Source organism: Kluyvera cryocrescens NBRC 102467, assembly GCF_001571285.1.
In the GTDB taxonomy this organism is placed as follows: domain Bacteria; phylum Pseudomonadota; class Gammaproteobacteria; order Enterobacterales; family Enterobacteriaceae; genus Kluyvera; species Kluyvera cryocrescens.
This window is the reverse complement of sequence record NZ_BCTM01000019.1, coordinates 58,735-75,418: the sequence shown is the minus strand read 5'-3', so window position 1 is coordinate 75,418 and position 16,684 is coordinate 58,735. Positions and strand designations below refer to the sequence as shown.

14 protein-coding genes and 7 tRNA genes are annotated in these 16,684 nt (G+C 54.5%); 7 read left to right on the top strand and 14 right to left on the bottom strand.

Translation table 11 applies throughout. The annotated features are described in order from the left end of the window. Nucleotides 1-38: 38 nt before the first annotated feature. On the bottom strand, nt 39-1,472 hold the full coding sequence (gene miaB / locus KCR01S_RS14820) for a tRNA (N6-isopentenyl adenosine(37)-C2)-methylthiotransferase MiaB (protein ID WP_061283452.1): 1,434 nt from the start codon (nt 1,470-1,472) through the stop codon (nt 39-41). A 150-nt stretch (nt 1,473-1,622) separates the two neighbouring features. On the opposite strand from miaB, the gene ubiF reads away from it, so the two are divergent. Next, nucleotides 1,623-2,798, top strand: a complete 1,176-nt coding sequence (gene ubiF / locus KCR01S_RS14815; protein ID WP_061283486.1) for a 3-demethoxyubiquinol 3-hydroxylase — start codon at nt 1,623-1,625, stop codon at nt 2,796-2,798. A gap of 128 nt (nt 2,799-2,926) precedes the next feature. On the opposite strand, the gene KCR01S_RS14810 is transcribed toward ubiF, so the two are convergent. From KCR01S_RS14810 to KCR01S_RS14775, 8 genes are all read right to left on the bottom strand, one after another. Next, nucleotides 2,927-3,001 (bottom strand) — tRNA-Gln (locus tag KCR01S_RS14810). Between the two features lie 36 nt (nt 3,002-3,037). Further along, nucleotides 3,038-3,112, bottom strand: a tRNA-Gln gene (locus KCR01S_RS14805). 46 nt (nt 3,113-3,158) lie between these two features. Then, nucleotides 3,159-3,235, bottom strand: a tRNA-Met gene (locus tag KCR01S_RS14800). A 20-nt stretch (nt 3,236-3,255) separates the two neighbouring features. Continuing rightward, nucleotides 3,256-3,330: transfer RNA gene (locus KCR01S_RS14795), tRNA-Gln, on the bottom strand. Between the two features lie 36 nt (nt 3,331-3,366). Continuing rightward, nucleotides 3,367-3,441: transfer RNA gene (locus KCR01S_RS14790), tRNA-Gln, on the bottom strand. Nucleotides 3,442-3,464: 23 nt separating this feature from the next. Then, a tRNA-Leu gene (locus KCR01S_RS14785) sits at nt 3,465-3,549 on the bottom strand. Nucleotides 3,550-3,558: 9 nt separating this feature from the next. Next, nucleotides 3,559-3,635: transfer RNA gene (locus KCR01S_RS14780), tRNA-Met, on the bottom strand. A gap of 200 nt (nt 3,636-3,835) precedes the next feature. Continuing rightward, nucleotides 3,836-4,201 (bottom strand): hypothetical protein, encoded by a 366-nt coding sequence (locus KCR01S_RS14775; protein WP_061283451.1) that lies wholly within the window; start codon nt 4,199-4,201, stop codon nt 3,836-3,838. Between the two features lie 205 nt (nt 4,202-4,406). Between KCR01S_RS14775 and KCR01S_RS14770 the strand changes: the two genes are divergently transcribed. From KCR01S_RS14770 to KCR01S_RS14750, 5 genes are read left to right on the top strand one after another with little or no spacing between them, the layout of a single operon-like run. Next, on the top strand, nt 4,407-4,733 hold the full coding sequence (locus KCR01S_RS14770) for an HMA2 domain-containing protein (RefSeq protein ID WP_061283450.1): 327 nt from the start codon (nt 4,407-4,409) through the stop codon (nt 4,731-4,733). Nucleotides 4,734-4,752: 19 nt separating this feature from the next. Next, the gene (locus KCR01S_RS14765; protein ID WP_061283449.1) at nt 4,753-5,448 is read left to right on the top strand and encodes a YtxH domain-containing protein; all 696 of its coding nucleotides are present in this window, start codon (nt 4,753-4,755) and stop codon (nt 5,446-5,448) included. Next, nucleotides 5,432-5,743 carry a magnetosome protein MamC family protein gene (locus KCR01S_RS14760; RefSeq protein WP_061283448.1) on the top strand — a complete coding sequence of 104 codons (312 nt, stop codon included), beginning with the start codon at nt 5,432-5,434 and terminating at the stop codon, nt 5,741-5,743. The genes KCR01S_RS14765 and KCR01S_RS14760 overlap by 17 nt, the downstream gene beginning before the upstream one ends. Further along, nucleotides 5,730-6,032, top strand: coding sequence for a YtxH domain-containing protein (locus tag KCR01S_RS14755; protein WP_061283447.1), 303 nt, complete (start codon nt 5,730-5,732; stop codon nt 6,030-6,032). Before KCR01S_RS14760 ends, KCR01S_RS14755 begins: the two co-directional genes overlap by 14 nt. After that, nucleotides 6,029-8,113 carry a heavy metal translocating P-type ATPase gene (locus tag KCR01S_RS14750; protein WP_061283446.1) on the top strand — a complete coding sequence of 695 codons (2,085 nt, stop codon included), beginning with the start codon at nt 6,029-6,031 and terminating at the stop codon, nt 8,111-8,113. Before KCR01S_RS14755 ends, KCR01S_RS14750 begins: the two co-directional genes overlap by 4 nt. Before the next feature lie 77 nt (nt 8,114-8,190). Here KCR01S_RS14750 and asnB read toward each other — a convergent pair whose 3' ends face one another. The 5 genes from asnB to nagB form a co-directional block, all read right to left on the bottom strand. Further along, nucleotides 8,191-9,855, bottom strand: a complete 1,665-nt coding sequence (gene asnB / locus KCR01S_RS14745) for an asparagine synthase B (RefSeq protein WP_061283445.1) — start codon at nt 9,853-9,855, stop codon at nt 8,191-8,193. Nucleotides 9,856-10,250: 395 nt separating this feature from the next. Continuing rightward, nucleotides 10,251-11,003: an HAD-IIA family hydrolase gene (locus tag KCR01S_RS14740; RefSeq protein WP_061283444.1), complete on the bottom strand. Its 753-nt coding sequence runs from the start codon at nt 11,001-11,003 to the stop codon at nt 10,251-10,253. 68 nt (nt 11,004-11,071) lie between these two features. Further along, on the bottom strand, nt 11,072-12,292 hold the full coding sequence (gene nagC, locus KCR01S_RS14735; RefSeq protein WP_052284825.1) for a DNA-binding transcriptional regulator NagC: 1,221 nt from the start codon (nt 12,290-12,292) through the stop codon (nt 11,072-11,074). A gap of 8 nt (nt 12,293-12,300) precedes the next feature. Beyond that, nucleotides 12,301-13,449, bottom strand: coding sequence for an N-acetylglucosamine-6-phosphate deacetylase (nagA, locus tag KCR01S_RS14730; protein WP_061283443.1), 1,149 nt, complete (start codon nt 13,447-13,449; stop codon nt 12,301-12,303). 57 nt (nt 13,450-13,506) lie between these two features. Then, the gene (nagB, locus tag KCR01S_RS14725) at nt 13,507-14,307 is read right to left on the bottom strand and encodes a glucosamine-6-phosphate deaminase (RefSeq protein WP_061283442.1); all 801 of its coding nucleotides are present in this window, start codon (nt 14,305-14,307) and stop codon (nt 13,507-13,509) included. 341 nt (nt 14,308-14,648) lie between these two features. On the opposite strand from nagB, the gene nagE reads away from it, so the two are divergent. Then, complete coding sequence (nagE, locus tag KCR01S_RS14720; protein ID WP_061283441.1) at nt 14,649-16,598, top strand: PTS N-acetyl glucosamine transporter subunit IIABC; 1,950 nt, start codon at nt 14,649-14,651, stop codon at nt 16,596-16,598. Nucleotides 16,599-16,684 lie beyond the last annotated feature (86 nt).

The window sequence follows — 16,684 nt, the reverse complement described above, 5'->3', positions numbered from 1 at the left end:
GAAATACAAGGCCCGCCAGAGCTGACGGGCCATGAAGATTAAGGCTGATAAATCCCGACGCCAAGGTCGCTTTCTTTACGGGTACGGGCAATCACCGACTCCGGTGACTCCACCACGCGCAGACCCATTTCCTCTTCGGTACGCACCAGCTTACCGCGCACGGAGTTGGTATAAACATCAACGATTTCCACATCGACGAATTTACCGATCATATCCGGCGTGCCTTCGAAGTTAACCACGCGGTTATTCTCCGTGCGGCCAGTTAGCTCCATGATGTTTTTACGCGAAGTACCTTCCACTAAAATACGCTGGACGGTACCAAGCATACGACGGCTCCAGGCCATAACCTGTTGGTTGATGCGATCCTGCAGGATATACAGACGCTGTTTTTTCTCTTCTTCCGGCACGTCATCAATCATGTCGGCCGCCGGCGTTCCCGGGCGAGCTGAGAAGATAAAGCTAAAGCTCACATCAAAGTTGATTTCACCAATCAGCTTCATGGTCTGCTCAAAGTCCTGGCTGGTTTCACCCGGGAAGCCGACAATAAAGTCAGAGCTAATCTGAATGTCCGGGCGCGCTTCACGCAGTTTGCGGATAATCGATTTATATTCCAGCGCGGTATGCGTACGGCCCATCATATTCAGGACGCGGTCAGAGCCGCTTTGAATCGGCAGGTGCAGGAAGCTGACCAGTTCCGGCGTGTCGCGATACACCTCAATAATATCGTCAGTAAACTCGATAGGATGGCTGGTGGTGAAACGCACGCGGTCAATACCGTCAATCGCGGCGACTAAACGCAGCAGCTCGGCAAATGAACCGGTGGTACCGTCGTAGTTTTCACCACGCCAGGCGTTGACGTTCTGCCCAAGCAGGTTCACTTCACGCACGCCCTGAGCCGCCAGTTGAGCGATTTCAAACAGGATATCGTCGCAGGGACGGCTCACTTCTTCACCACGGGTGTACGGCACGACGCAGTAGGTACAGTACTTATTGCAGCCTTCCATGATTGAAACGAATGCGGTCGGGCCATCGGCCTTTGGCTCAGGCAGGCGATCGAATTTTTCGATTTCCGGGAAGCTGACGTCGATGATGGGCTTACGGCGATCGCGCATGCCCCGAATGGAGTCGATCATTTCCGGCAGGCGGTGCAGGGTTTGTGGGCCAAAAATGATGTCTACGTAATGGGCGCGCTGGCGGATAAGTTTGCCTTCCTGCGAAGCCACGCAGCCGCCGATGCCGATGATGACATCCGGTCTTTTCGCCTTAATGAGCTTCCAGCGCCCGAGCTGGTGGAATACTTTTTCCTGCGCCTTCTCGCGAATCGAGCAGGTGTTCAGCAGCAGCACGTCGGCTTCATCGGCATTTTCAGTCAGCTGATAGCCGTGGGTGGCATCCAGCAGATCGGCCATCTTGGATGAATCGTATTCGTTCATCTGACAGCCCCAGGTTTTAATATGGAGTTTTTTTGTCATCGACTTGCTCTTGCTTATTTATTATTCGCCAACATTGCAGGGCGCGTATTGTAATGCTTTGGTGAGGTTGTGACCAGAGTGACGGTTATTCGCCTCAAGTCCGGAAAAGTCCGGTAAACTTGAGGGATTCAGGTTTAAGGATACTAGATGATGACAATTCTTCACGCAGATGTTGCCGTCGTTGGCGGCGGAATGGTCGGTGGGGCGCTAGCGTTAGGGCTGGCGCAGAATGGATTTGCGGTCACGGTGCTGGAGAAAAGCCCGCCGCCGGCCTTTGACTCCACTTCGCAGCCTGATGTGCGGATTTCGGCCATCAGCGCCTCTTCCGTCGCCTTATTACGCAGTCTGGGCGTTTGGGATGCGGTGCTGGCCATGCGAGCTCATCCTTGGCGTCGTCTGGAAACCTGGGAGTGGCAGAATGCACACGTGGTGTTTGATGCCAGCGAGCTGAAGCTGCCAAATCTGGGCTATATGGTTGAAAACAATGTGCTGCAGCTGGCACTGTGGCAGGCGCTGGAGGCGCATCCTCAGGTAACACTTTTGCAGGGCACATCCCTTGAGAAAATGCATTCGCAGGGCGAAGGGCAGATTCTGCGACTGACTAACGCCAGTGAAATTCACGCGAAGCTGGTGGTGGGGGCGGATGGGGCGATGTCGCAGATACGACAGCAGGCGGGGATTGGCACCCACGGTTGGCAGTATCCACAATCCTGTATGTTGATAACCGTCAAGTCCGAAAACGAACCTGGCGACAGCACCTGGCAGCAGTTTTCGCCAACCGGCCCGCGCGCTTTTCTGCCGCTGTTTGAAAACTGGGCATCGCTGGTCTGGTATGACACGCCGGCCCGAATTCGCCAGCTCCAGTCACTGACGATGCCGCAGCTGCAGCGAGAGATTGCCGCCCATTTCCCCGCGCGGTTAGGTGAGGTTACGCCGGTTGCGGCTGGCGCCTTCCCGTTAACGCGCCGACATGCGCAGCAGTACGTGCAGCCTGGATTGGCGCTGGTCGGTGATGCCGCACACACCATTCATCCGTTGGCAGGACAAGGGGTGAACCTGGGCTATCGCGACGTTGATGCGCTGTGGGACGTGTTGGCCAGCGCGCGCAGTGTGGGTGAACACTGGGCGAGTCTGCCGGTGCTACAGCGCTATCAGGCTCGCCGTCGGGCAGATAATTTACTGATGCAAAGCGGGATGGATCTCTTCTATGCCGGGTTCAGTAACGATCTGGCACCGTTACGCGTGCTGCGTAACGTCGGTCTGATGGCCGCGCAGCGCGCAGGCGCGTTGAAGCGTCAGGCGTTGAAGTATGCGTTAGGGGTGTAAAGCCAAATCGATCCCGGGCGAGCGCTGCGACCCCGGGAATGTGGGATTCGGTTGCTGAGAAAAACGGGCGCCTTTATTTCGGCAGGGACAAAAACAAAAAAAGCTCGCCGGAGCGAGCTTTTCGAAAATGGCTGGGGTACGAGGATTCGAACCTCGGAATGCTGGTATCAGAAACCAGAGCCTTACCGCTTGGCGATACCCCAACGGGTGCGTCCACAGAGTGAACGACTTTTTGAAAATGGCTGGGGTACGAGGATTCGAACCTCGGAATGCTGGTATCAGAAACCAGAGCCTTACCGCTTGGCGATACCCCAACAATTTTTTTTCGAATTTAACGATTCAATCGAGAAATTCTGAATTTGGTGGCTACGACGGGATTCGAACCTGTGACCCCATCATTATGAGTGATGTGCTCTAACCAACTGAGCTACGTAGCCGATACTAACATATTCTTCGATGGCTGGGGTACCTGGATTCGAACCAGGGAATGCCGGTATCAAAAACCGGTGCCTTACCGCTTGGCGATACCCCAATACCGTCGCGGCAATCCGCAAATATCGAAGAAATATGGCTGGGGTACCTGGATTCGAACCAGGGAATGCCGGTATCAAAAACCGGTGCCTTACCGCTTGGCGATACCCCATCCGTGCAACGCTTACGGGTGAATGGTGCGGGAGGCGAGACTTGAACTCGCACACCTTGCGGCGCCAGAACCTAAATCTGGTGCGTCTACCAATTTCGCCACTCCCGCAAAAAAAGATGGTGGCTACGACGGGATTCGAACCTGTGACCCCATCATTATGAGTGATGTGCTCTAACCAACTGAGCTACGTAGCCATCTTTTTTTTCGCGTTACCTTATCGGCGTTGCGGGGCGCATTATGCGTATTGAGCCCAATACCGTCAACACCTTTTTCAATGAAATTCACTGGAATGTGACTGTTTGGTTAGGTTGCGAACAGCATGGCGCAATAATCGGCAATTATTGGTTATTTACCGTTAATCAGTGCGGCTAAAGTACCCATCTTCTATCAAGGGTTATCGGGTCAACACGCTGACGATAGAAACGACCGGGCCACCGACTGTACGCTTTAATGCACCAAAAGCCAGCGTTTTCAATAAATGACCGGCACCAACGCGTAATGTGTTCTCTATATAACTTTTATCCTTCTGGCTGCTGAGCCACTGCGCTTGTTCAAGCTGCGTCAGCAGTTCGCTCGATGAAACGCGCGAGGAGTCAAAGTTGATCGCCACCGAACCGGCATATAAACGGTGCACGATTTCGTGGATCCCCTCGCGGGCGCGCAGCGTCTCAATGAGGCGCGAAACCTCTTGCGGATGACGCTGGATCCAGCTTGAGCGGATGCGAATGCGATTGGGAGTCTGGTGCAGGTAAGGAGTCATAGCCGCCTCATTTTACTTATGTAGTAGTAATGAGAGTAATTTATATTTGCATTACACCCATGTCCAGCGCTCACCGCACGCAGCGCAAAAAAGAATCGCGCATTGGCTTTTGACACACCGCAAAAGAAGGTGGATTAGCGCTGTCTGGTGCTCTACATCTGTGATTTGATTAATGTCACCAATAAATATCTGGGTATTAACTGATATGCCTGCCGAATCCTTTGGCGACTTACTGACGCTGCGCCGCTTTGTTGAAGTGGCACACCATATACCCGGGCGTTTACGCCTGCGTTTTTCTAACAAGCTGATTGCCAGCCTGAGTCAGGGCAAGCTGAAACAGCTTGATGCCTATTGCCACCCTGAAGGGCACCTCCGGCGTTATCAGGTCAATAGCGATACCGGCTCCATCGTCCTTGAGTACGATGCGGCGGCCATTCGCCCGCAGATTTTAAATCAACTGTTTGGTCATGACGGCGAGCAGGCGCAGCAAGCGCTAGAGCAACTTGCCGCCATTCTCGCTCCTTCCCATTAAATGAATAAGGATTGTCATCATGAGCACTAATGACAGCAACGCACAGCAGGTACCACCAGCAGGTTACTATCCACCCTATGGCTACCCATGGTATCCGTACCCACCAATGCCACAGGGTATGGCCTGGCCACAGAATGGACAGATGCCGGCCCAGCCACAGGTGCCACCTCAGCCACAAATGCAGATGCCGCCGCAAATGGCAATGGGGTTCCCTCCAATGGGCTTCCCGCAGGGTGCGGTGCCACCGCAGTTCGCTCAGCCTCATCATCCACATCATCAGCATCATCATGCCGCAGCGCCTGGGGTTGACTGGAGTCAATATGCTCAGCACGTGGTTGACGGTGCGATGGGCGATCAGGCGGGCCTGCTGAAGAACATCATCAGTACCGTGGGGATGGACGATAAAGAGTTCTGGAAAGGGGCAATGGTCGGCGCGGCCGTCACGCTGCTGCTGACCAACGATTCCGTGCGCGGCATGTTAATGCAGACGCTGGCTGGGGCGGGTGACATGCTCAAAGCGGGCTCCAGCAAAGTAAAAGATGGCGTGAAAAATGGTTCTGAAGCCATTAAAGAGACAGCCACCTCAAGCGCAGCTATCTTCCGCGACACCATGAAGGCGGGTAAAGACGGTTTCCAGGAATCCGTTGAGCGTCATCGTCAGCCTTCCGCCATGCCATTTGACGACGAGGGCGTAGCGGATGAACAACAGCCGTGACAGAAATAGCCGGGTAAGCCGCGCCGCCGTTGCCGGTGCGCTTGTCGGCGGAAGCGCGGCCTGCCTGCGAGAATGGCAGCGCTACCAGCAAAGTGAACAGACGCTGAACGAAGCGGCTTGCGCAGTCATGAAGGAGACGGCAAAAGCCAGCCTGATAAGCGGCGCGGTTATGGCAATTGCGGACACCCATAAAGCGCGCCCGCTGGAGTCTGTCCTGACCATTATCGGGGTGGGGGCCGCTTCTCTTTATCTTATGGATGCGATAGCTAAGCGAGGAAACAATGAATCAGCCTGAATATCTGTACAACCCGTACACCGGGATGTGGGAAGTCAACCCGGCGGCGATGCCGGTACAAGCGCCGGTCGCCAATAATAGCCGTACGCATCTGATCACCGGCCTGCTTGCAGGTGCGGCTATCACCTATTTATTGACCAATCGTAACGTCCAGCAGGGGATTACCAATACGGCGAGTAAAGCGTGGGGAACCGTGCGGGGCGAGATGGAAGAGTTGAAAGAGCGTGTGGCGGATCTGCAGGCTGAAGTCGACTATTACCGCAGCCAGAATAAGGATGATATCGCGTGAGTGCTGTAGGCGAATCGGTGGTTATCGTTCACCAGATCCCTGGGCGTGTGCGTCTGCGGATATCTGCGTTGGCGGAGTACCCTGATGCCGCAGGCTGGCTGAAACAACAGATCCTTTCGTTCCCGGGCGTCAGCGGCGTACGCCTTCGTCCTTCAGCACGCAGTGCGGTGATCGAATGGGATCGTGCACGGACTTCGCTTGCGGATATCGTGGCGGCCGTAAGTACGCTTGATTGGCAAACGGCGGACGACATCGAGTTTGAAACCGAATACTGCGGCGGCGACAACCTGCTCAATCTTGCCGGTCTGGCGCTGACGCAGGTTTTACCCGAGCGTTGGGCGCGTTTGCCTGCAGCACTGCTAACGGCACCGACTATCCTCGAAGGGGCGCATACTCTCAGCGAGGGCAAGCTTAAGGTCGAAGTGCTGGATGCGCTGGCGCTCAGCCTGTCGATGCTGCGCGGGGATAACCGTACCGCCATGTTGACCCAATCGCTGTTGACGCTTGGCGAATATATGGAGCAGGAGACCAGCCGTCATTCCGATGCGCTGCTGGCGGATCTCATGCAGCCGCGTGAACATCCGGTGTGGGTAGAGCGGGCAGGGGAAAGCGTCGAAATCAGCAGCAGTGAGCTGGTGGCCGGCGATGTGATGCTGCTTGGCCCGGGTGATAATATTCCGGCTGACGGTACCGTACTGCGCGGCGTGGCTCAGGTTAACCAAGCGTCGATGACAGGTGAAAGCGTTCCGGTGCGTCGCGAAGCGGGTTCGTGGGTGTATGCGGGAACGCAAATCCAGGAAGGGAATGTGGCGATAACCGCCGAGCAGGTTGGGGAATCTTCTTCAACCGCGCATATTCGTCGTTTTATCCGCGACTCCCTGACCCAGCGTAGCGAAACGCAGCAGGTCACGCAGCAAATGGCCGATCGCCGCGTGGCAATCACGCTGGGGGTGGGGGCTGCCGTGTTTGCGATGACCCGCAGTTGGGAGCGTCTGGCGTCGGTTTTCCTCGTCGACTACTCCTGCGCGCTGAAGCTAAGTACGCCCATTGCCTTTAAATCGATTATGTATCGTGCCGCGCAGAGCGGTCTGTTGCTGAAAGGCGGCAGGGCGATTGAGAAGCTGGCGGACGTTGACACGGTGGTGTTCGATAAAACGGGAACCCTGACCCACGACCAGATGCAGGTGACGGATGTCATCAGCTTTAACGATCGGCTGGTGCAGGCTAAGCGTCTGTTGGCTATCGCCGCTTCGGTGGAAGAGCACAGCAACCATCCGCTGGCCCATGCGGTAGTGGCGGCGGCAGAACACCACGAGCTGCCGCATATTCCGCATGGCGAAGTGGAGTACGTGATTGCTCATGGCCTGCTGTGTGCGCTGGAAGATCATCAGATGGTGATTGGCAGCCGGCACTTCCTCGATTGCCACTACGACATCGATTTCTCGCCGTATGAGGATGAGATCAGTGAGCTGGAAGCGAAGGGGCGCCACCTGCTGTTTATCGGCTTCGACGATCAATTGGTGGGGATGATTGGTCTGCAGGATCATCTGCGCGATGAAGCCTCTGAGGTGATCGCTCAACTGAAAGCATCGGGGATCCGTCAGGTCGTTCTGTTGACCGGCGATCGGGCAGAGAAAGCCTGCCAGCTGGCAGAGCGTGTAGGTATCGACCGCTACGTTGCTGAAGCGACGCCGGAAAGCAAAGTTGAGGTGGTGCAGGCGCTGCAGGCGGCGGGACATAAAGTCCTGTTTGTCGGCGACGGCATTAATGATGCGCCGGTGCTGACTCAGGCAGATGTTGGCCTGGCGATGAACCAAAGTACCGAGCTGGCGCAGCAGGCGGCGGATGCGGTGCTGTTGCAGGATAACCTGCACGGCGTGATCGCCGCCCGACAGCTCTCCACCGAGGCGATGAAGCTGGTGAACAGCAACATCAAGCTGACCGAGTGGGTCAATAGCGCCATTATGCTGGCGGCTGCGCTGGGCTGGCTGTCTCCGGGCGCGAGTGCGATGCTGCATAACGGCACAACGCTTGGGGTGCTGCTGCGTTCTCTGGCGGCGAAAAAAGGGCGTGAGGGGTAGACCTGGAGCCAAACCCTCGGCAAAAAACAAAAGCCCCTGATGTCTCCATCAGGGGCTTTTCTATTTAGTCATCACGCTTACTGATATGCAGACTGGTGCACGCCTACCGCACGGCCTGATGGGTCGTCCATGGTTTTGAACGCTTCATCCCACTCAATGGCTTTCGCTGAAGAGCACGCGACGGATGGACCACCAGGGACACATTCAGCCGCGCTAGGGACCGGGAACAGTTCTTCAAAGATTTCGCGGTACAGATAGCCTTCTTTCGAGGTTGGCGTGTTGTACTGGAAGCGGAAGTGCGCGGTTTCCAGCTGTTGGTCAGTAACCTGTTTAGCCGCCACTTCTTTCAGCGTATCAATCCAGCTATAGCCGACACCATCAGAGAACTGCTCTTTCTGGCGCCACGCCACGCTTGCCGGCAGATAGGATTCGAAACATTCACGCAGCACGTGTTTTTCCATTTTGCCGTTGCCGCACATTTTATCCTGCGGGTTAATGCGCATTGCCACGTCGAGGAATTTCTTATCCAGGAACGGCACGCGTGCTTCCACACCCCAGGCCGACATTGCTTTGTTTGCGCGTGCGCAGTCGTACATGTGCAGCGCCTGCAGCTTACGTACGGTCTCTTCGTGCAGCTCTTTGGCGTTTGGCGCTTTATGGAAGTACAGGTAGCCGCCAAACACTTCGTCAGACCCTTCACCGGACAGCACCATCTTGATGCCCATCGCTTTAATTTTACGCGACATCAAATACATCGGCGTCGAGGCGCGGATGGTGGTCACATCATAGGTTTCAATGTGATAGATAACGTCGCGGATTGCATCCAGACCTTCCTGCACGGTGAAGTGAATTTCATGGTGCACGGTGCCAAGGTGGTTTGCGACTTCCTGCGCCGCTTTCAGGTCAGGAGACCCCTCCAGCCCCACGGCGAAGGAGTGTAGCTGCGGCCACCAGGCTTCTGAACGTTCCTGATCTTCCACGCGACGGGCCGCGAATTTCTTGGTGATCGCCGAGATAACCGAAGAGTCCAGGCCGCCGGACAGCAGTACGCCGTAAGGCACGTCGGACATCAGGTGGCTTTTTACGGACTCTTCCAGCGCCTGACGCAGTTCGTTTTTATCGGTAACGTTGTCTTTCACCGCGTCATAGTCGAACCAATCGCGCTGATAATACTGACGAATCTCACCGTCTTTGCTCCACAGATAGCTACCTGCCGGGAATTCCTGAATGGTGCGGCAGACTGGGGTCAGCGCTTTCATTTCGGACGCAACGTAGAAGTTGCCGAACTCATCATGGCCCATGTACAGCGGAATAATACCGATATGGTCACGGCCAATCAGGTAAGCGTCTTTTTCACTATCATACAGGGCGAAGGCAAACATCCCTTCCAGTTCGTCGAGGAAATCAGGGCCTTTTTCCTGGTACAGCGCGAGGATCACTTCACAATCAGAGCCGGTCTGGAACTGGTAGCGATCGGCGTATTCTGCGCGCAGCGCTTGATGGTTGTAAATTTCACCGTTGACTGCCAGGGCGTGCGTTTTCTTTTCGTTATACAGCGGCTGGGCACCGGCATTGACGTCAACAATCGACAGGCGTTCATGCGCAAGAATGGCTTTATCGCAAGCGTAGATACCGGACCAGTCTGGGCCACGGTGGCGCATCAGGCGGGAGAGCTCCAGCGCTTTTTTACGCAGCTCGCCCGCGTCAGTTTTAATATCCAGTACACCGAAAATAGAACACATAGACTTCTCCGTTAACCCTGTGGTGTTGTGCTGTTTTATTGTGCGGCCCTGCGCTAACGCGGTGCCTTTGCATGACTAAAAAATGCCGCAAAGGGACGATGGGTGCAAGGCTTTTTCGGACCCTGAAAGAAATAATGCAATAGGGCTTAATGAATACTAAAAAATACGTACATCATTCTCGCTATTATTGATGAATTATCATTTTTGGCGTGATTTTTTTAACGATTATCTTTTTGAGCCAATGAGTGGATAGCGAAATCGCTCAAGCATGGCGGAGTGAGGCCGGTGACAGCGAACAAAACTGGGAAAATCGCAGGAAGAGCGGCTGAGGTCAATCAGGCCGATGCCCGGGCAGGCATCGGTATTGCTGCTGTGAGTGACAGCAGCAGGGGGAATTAGATGATATCGATTTCGGCGACCGATGGGTAAATCCACGAGGGTCTGAACGGCATATTGTCGATGTCGTCGACGGTGGAAACGCCGGAGAGAACCAGAATGGTTTCCAGCCCTGCCTGGAAGCCGGCCAGTATATCAGTGCGAAGATTATCGCCTACAATCACCGTTTGCTCAGAATGCGCCTGCATTTTGTTCAGCGCAGCGCGGATGATCCACGGGCTTGGCTTGCCCACGACAAACGGCTTACGCCCGGAGATTTTTTCGATGCCGGCGCAAAGTGCGCCACACGCCGGGTAATATCCACGGCCATGGGTGTCAGGGTTGGTGGCGATGAAGCGTGCACCGTTGGCCACGAAGAATGCGGCCTTGTGCATCATATCCCAGTTAAAGGAGCGGGTTTCGCCGACGATAACGAAGTCTGGGTTAACATCGGTAATGGTGAACCCGGCTTTATACAGTTCATGGATCAGCGCGCCTTCGCCAACAACGTAGGCCTTTTTGCCTTCCTGACGACGCAGAAAATCAGCGGTTGCCATGGCGGAAGTGTAAAAAACGCTGTCCGGAACATCGATACCTGCAGTGGCGAAGCGGTTCGCCAAATCCTGGCCTGTCTGCGAAGGGTAGTTGGTCAGACAGACAAACGGCATGCCTTTATCCAGCACGCGTGCGACGAATTCTGCCGCGCCCGGCACGGCGACGTTGTCGTGCATTAGCACGCCGTCAATATCACAGATTACATTCTGAATGGTCATGGACTACCTGGCGTTTGTTCTTAAAGAGGCGTAATTATACACGTTATCCTCAGCATTACCTCTTACGACTAACCTTCCAGCAAATGCTGGAGCAGCGAGCCGTTAAGCATCGCGCGTTTAACCAGCGCAAAAGCACCAATCGCCGAGCGGTGGTCGAGGGTTGAGCGCACTACCGGTAGATTTTTACGGAACGCCTTCAAAACCTGAGTGTTAATGCAGCCTTCAATTGCCGGCAGCAGCACGCGATCGGCCTCGATGATTTCTCCGGCAATGACCACTTTCTGCGGGTTGAACAGGTTAATGGCGATAGCGATAGTTTTTCCCAGATGACGGCCCACATGCTCAATCACCTCGGTCGCCAGCGGATCGCCTTTATTGGCGGCCTTGCAGATGGTCTTGATATGGCAATCGTCGAGCGTCAGTCGGCTCTGATAGCCCTGCTCCAACAGGTGGCGAACGCGCTGCTCAATGGCGGCGTTAGCGGCGACGGTTTCTAAACAGCCAAAGTTACCGCAGTGGCAGCGCTCGCCGAGCGGATCAACCTGGATATGGCCAATTTCGCCGACGTTGCCGTTGCGGCCGATAAAAATACGGCCGTTGGAGATGATCCCCGCGCCTGTGCCGCGGTGTACGCGCACCAAAATGGAGTCTTCACAATCGTGGCTTGCCCCAAAGTAGTGCTCCGCCAGCGCCAGGCTACGGATGTCATGGCCGACAAAACAGGTCACCTTAAAGCGTTTTTCCAGCGCTTCAACCAGACGCCAGTTTTCTACCGGAATATGTGGCATATAGCGGATCACACCGCTTTCCGGATCGACAAGACCCGGCAGAATCACTGAGATTGCGATAAGTTCGCGGATTTTTCGCTGGCACGATTCAATAAACGTGGCAATGGTGTTGAGCAGGGCGTGTTCCAGCGTCTCCTGAGTTCGCTCAGGTAGCGGGTAGTGCTCTTCAGCCACCGCTTTGCTGCTCAAATCGTACAGCGTGAGGGTGGTGTCATGACGGCCAAGACGCACGCCGATAGCGTGGAAATTGCGCGTTTCGGTGATGATTGAGATAGCGCGGCGGCCCCCGGTGGAGGCCTGTTGATCGACTTCTTTGATCAATCCGCGCTCAATAAGCTGACGCGTGATTTTGGTCACGCTGGCGGGCGCAAGCTGGCTTTGCTCGGCAATCTGAATCCGCGAGATTGGCCCATGCTGGTCAATCAGGCGGTAAACGGCCGCGCTGTTTAACTGTTTTACGAGGTCAACATTACCAATTTGAGCTTGTCCGCCTGATGTCATACTTTCTCTTACTCAGTGACGACCTCGTTGCCATTAACGATGGTCTTGATGATTTTAAAGTCGTGGGTGAACGCAGTGAGGTTCGCCACTTTGCCCGGTGCGATGCTACCCAGGTGCTTATCAACGCCAATCGCGCGAGCAGGGTAGAGGGTCGCCATACGCAGCACTTCGTCGAGCGCAATGTTGGCGTGATTAACCAGGTTACGAACCCCTTCAATCATGGTCAGGGACGAACCGCTCAGTGTCCCATTTTCATCAACACAGAGTCCATTACGGTAGTATATTGTTTTACCAGCAAAAATGAACTGCTCAATATTGGCACCTGCTGGGGCCGTCGCATCGGTGACCAGACACAGCTTATCGCCTTTTAGGCGCTTGGCGTTACGGATATTGATGTAGTCAACGTGCAGGCCGTCGGCGATGATGCCGCAGTAGATTTCGTTCGCATCAAGGATAGCGCCGGTCAGACCCGGTTCGCGACCCGACATATACGGCATGGCGTTGAACAGGTGCGTCGCAAAAGAGATGCCCGCGCGGAAACCGATACGTGCCTCTTTCGCCGTGGCGTTGGAGTGGCCGGCAGAAACTACGATGCCAGCGTTAGCCAGTTGGGTAATGACCGCTGGATCGACCATCTCTGGTGCCAGGGTGACTTTAGTGATTACGTCGGCGTTATCACAGAGGAATTGCACCAGTTCAGCGTCAGGTTTACGCACGAAGCTTGGGTTGTGCGTCCCTTTTTTCACGATGTTCAGCCACGGGCCTTCAAGGTGCAGACCGAGCGCCTGATTAGGGTGTTTAGCCAGATATTCACGCATCACGCGAACGCCCTGTTTCATCAGGTCGTCACAGGTGGTGATGAGGGTTGGCAGGAAGTTGGTGCAGCCCGATTTCTCGTTGGCTTTCTGCATGATTTCCAGCGTTTCAACGGTTACTGCTTCGGCGGTATCGTTGAACTGTACGCCGCCGCAGCCGTTAAGCTGAACGTCGATAAAGCCAGGGGCGAGTATGGCGCCATTAACGGAACGCTGTTCGACGTTCGCTGGTACATCAGCCAGTGGGCAAATACGTTCAATAAGGCCATTGGCGACGATAATCGCATGGTCATCCAGAATTTCGTGGCCGGTATAAATCCGGCCATGGGTTAATGCATACATTACGACCCCCGGTGTTCAAAAATGTTGTCCCGCGGCGAGGCGCGGGACGGTAAGACATTACAGACCTTTGATATTTTCCGCTTCGAGCTCGTTGAAATACTTCAGGGTCTTGACCTTCAACTCCATGGTGGAAGGTTCATCGCAGACGATCAGTGATTTAGGATGCAGCTGCAGACAGGTAATGGTCCACATGTGGTTAACGTTACCCTCAACCGCCTGCTGCAGAGCCAGCGCTTTCGGCGCGCCCTGAACCAGAATCATCACTTCTTCCGCGTCCAGCAGCGTACCTACGCCTACGGTCAGCGCATATTTTGGTACCATTGCCACGTCGCCGTCAAAGAAGCGGGAGTTGGCGACGCGGGTTTCGTGCGTCAAGGTTTTGATACGGGTACGGGAAGAGAGGGAAGAGGCCGGTTCGTTAAACGCGATATGACCATCATTGCCCACGCCACCCATGAACAGATGAATTTTGCCGTAGGAACGGATTTTTTCTTCATAACGACGGCATTCTGCATCCACATCCGGCGCGTTGCCGTTCAACAGGTTGATGTTTTCTGCAGGAATATCGATATGATCGAAGAAGTTACGGTGCATGAAGCTGTGATAGCTTTCCGGATGCTCTTTTGGCAGGCCAACGTATTCATCCATATTGAAAGTGACAACGTGCTGGAAACTAACCTGGCCCGCTTTATGCATTTCAACTAAGACTTTATAGGTCGCCAGCGGAGTACCGCCGGTTGGCAGGCCCAGCACGAACGGACTGTCCGCGGTAGGTTTAAATGCGTTGATACGGTTAACGATGTGGCGAGCAGCCCATTTGCCGACTTGCTCAGCGTTAACGAGAGGAATCAGTCTCATTCTTCACCTCAGTATGTAAAATGTAAGAAGTTGGCGGATGGCATCTCCGTGCATGCTCTAAGCGTAACCTGTTTACATCGACAGGGAGCGATCCGTTTTGATTTTTTGAATGATAAAATAAGTTTTCATAGTTAGCCAGTGAAAGGGAGTGGTGTTGACAATATTTGGTGACTATAGTCACAAAAAACACGTGTTTAATTTGCGATACGAATTAAACTTCCACACACTCACAATCCATAAGAGTTGTGAATGCAGTTTACAAGACATCGCAATGTCATGCTTTTTGTAAAATAAAAAAATGGCTTAAATGAGCCGTATCGGGGTCTCGTAGGGGGAATAAGATGAATATTTTAGGTTTTTTCCAGCGACTAGGTAGGGCGTTACAGCTCCCTATCGCCGTGCTGCCGGTGGCGGCGCTGTTGCTGCGATTTGGTCAGCCAGACTTACTGAACGTTGCATTCATCGCGCAAGCGGGTGGATCAATCTTTGATAACCTGGCGCTGATTTTCGCCATCGGTGTGGCATCCAGCTGGTCGAAAGACAACGCGGGTTCGGCAGCATTGGCGGGTGCCGTGGGTTATTTCGTCCTGACGAAAGCCATGGTAACCATCAACCCAGCAATTAACATGGGTGTACTGGCGGGTATCATTACCGGTCTGGTCGGTGGTGCCGCGTATAACCGTTGGGCGGGTATCAAACTGCCTGACTTCCTGAGCTTCTTCGGCGGCAAACGCTTCGTACCGATCGCCACTGGCTTCTTCTGTCTGGTGCTGGCTGCTATCTTCGGCTACGTGTGGCCACCGGTGCAGAACGCAATCCATGCCGGTGGTGAATGGATCGTTGGCGCAGGCGCGCTGGGTTCCGGTATCTTTGGTTTCATCAACCGTCTGCTGATCCCAACCGGTCTGCATCAGGTGCTGAATACCATCGCCTGGTTCCAGATTGGTGAGTTCACCAACGCCGCTGGCGCAGTGTTCCACGGTGACATCAACCGCTTCTATGCGGGTGACGGCACTGCGGGTATGTTCATGTCCGGCTTCTTCCCAATCATGATGTTTGGTCTGCCGGGTGCGGCGCTGGCGATGTACTTCGCGGCACCAAAAGAGCGTCGTCCAATGGTTGGCGGTATGCTGCTGTCCGTTGCGGTTACCGCGTTCCTGACCGGTGTTACCGAGCCGCTGGAATTCCTGTTCATGTTCCTGGCTCCGCTGCTGTATCTCCTGCACGCGATTCTGACCGGCGTAAGCCTGTTTATCGCGACGCTGCTGGGTATCCACGCAGGCTTCTCCTTCTCCGCAGGTGCTATCGACTACGTGTTGATGTACAGCCTGCCGGCAGCAAGTAAGAACGTCTGGATGCTGGTGGTGATGGGTCTGGTGTTCTTCGTTATCTACTTCGTGCTGTTCAGCGTGGTTATTCGCATGTTTAACCTCAAAACGCCTGGCCGCGAAGACAAAGACGACAACGTTGTTACTGAAGAAGCAAACAGCAACACCGAAGAAGGTCTGAATCAACTGGCAACCAGCTACATTGCAGCGGTTGGCGGTACTGACAACCTGAAAGCGATCGATGCTTGTATTACCCGTCTGCGTCTGACCGTGGGGGATTCCGCCAAGGTGAGCGATGCGATGTGCAAACGTCTGGGTGCTTCCGGTGTGGTGAAACTGAACAAACAGACCATTCAGGTCATCGTTGGCGCGAAAGCTGAATCTATCGGCGACGCGATGAAGAAAGTGGTTGCACGTGGTCCGGTTGCAGCAGCAGCGGCAGAAAGCGCACCCGCAGCAGCGACCGCCGCGGTAAAACCGCAGGCAGTGGCTAACGCGGCGACCATTGAAACGCTGGTATCACCAATTACCGGTGACATTGTGGCTCTGGAACAGGTTCCTGACGAAGCGTTCGCGAGCAAAGCGGTAGGCGATGGCGTAGCGGTGAAACCAACGGATAAAACCGTCGTGTCACCGGCAGCGGGCACTATCGTGAAAATCTTTAACACCAACCACGCGTTCTGCCTGGAAACGGACAAAGGCGCGGAGATCGTTGTCCATATGGGTATCGATACCGTTGCGCTGGAAGGTAAAGGCTTCAAACGTCTGGTTGAAGAGGGTGCTGAAGTGGTTGCAGGCCAGCCAATCCTGGAAATGGATCTGGAGTTCCTCAACGCGAATGCGCGCTCAATGATTAGCCCGGTTGTTTGCAGTAACAGCGATGATTTCGGCGCGCTGGTTATTAAAGCCGAAGGTCACGTGGTTGCGGGTCAAACGCCACTGTATGAGATTAAAGGTAAATAATCGCTCCTGAGTAAAGTTGATTAATGCCTTAAGCGGCGGGGGGAAATCCTCCGCCGCTTTTTTTTACAGCAATCTGCCCCAATATT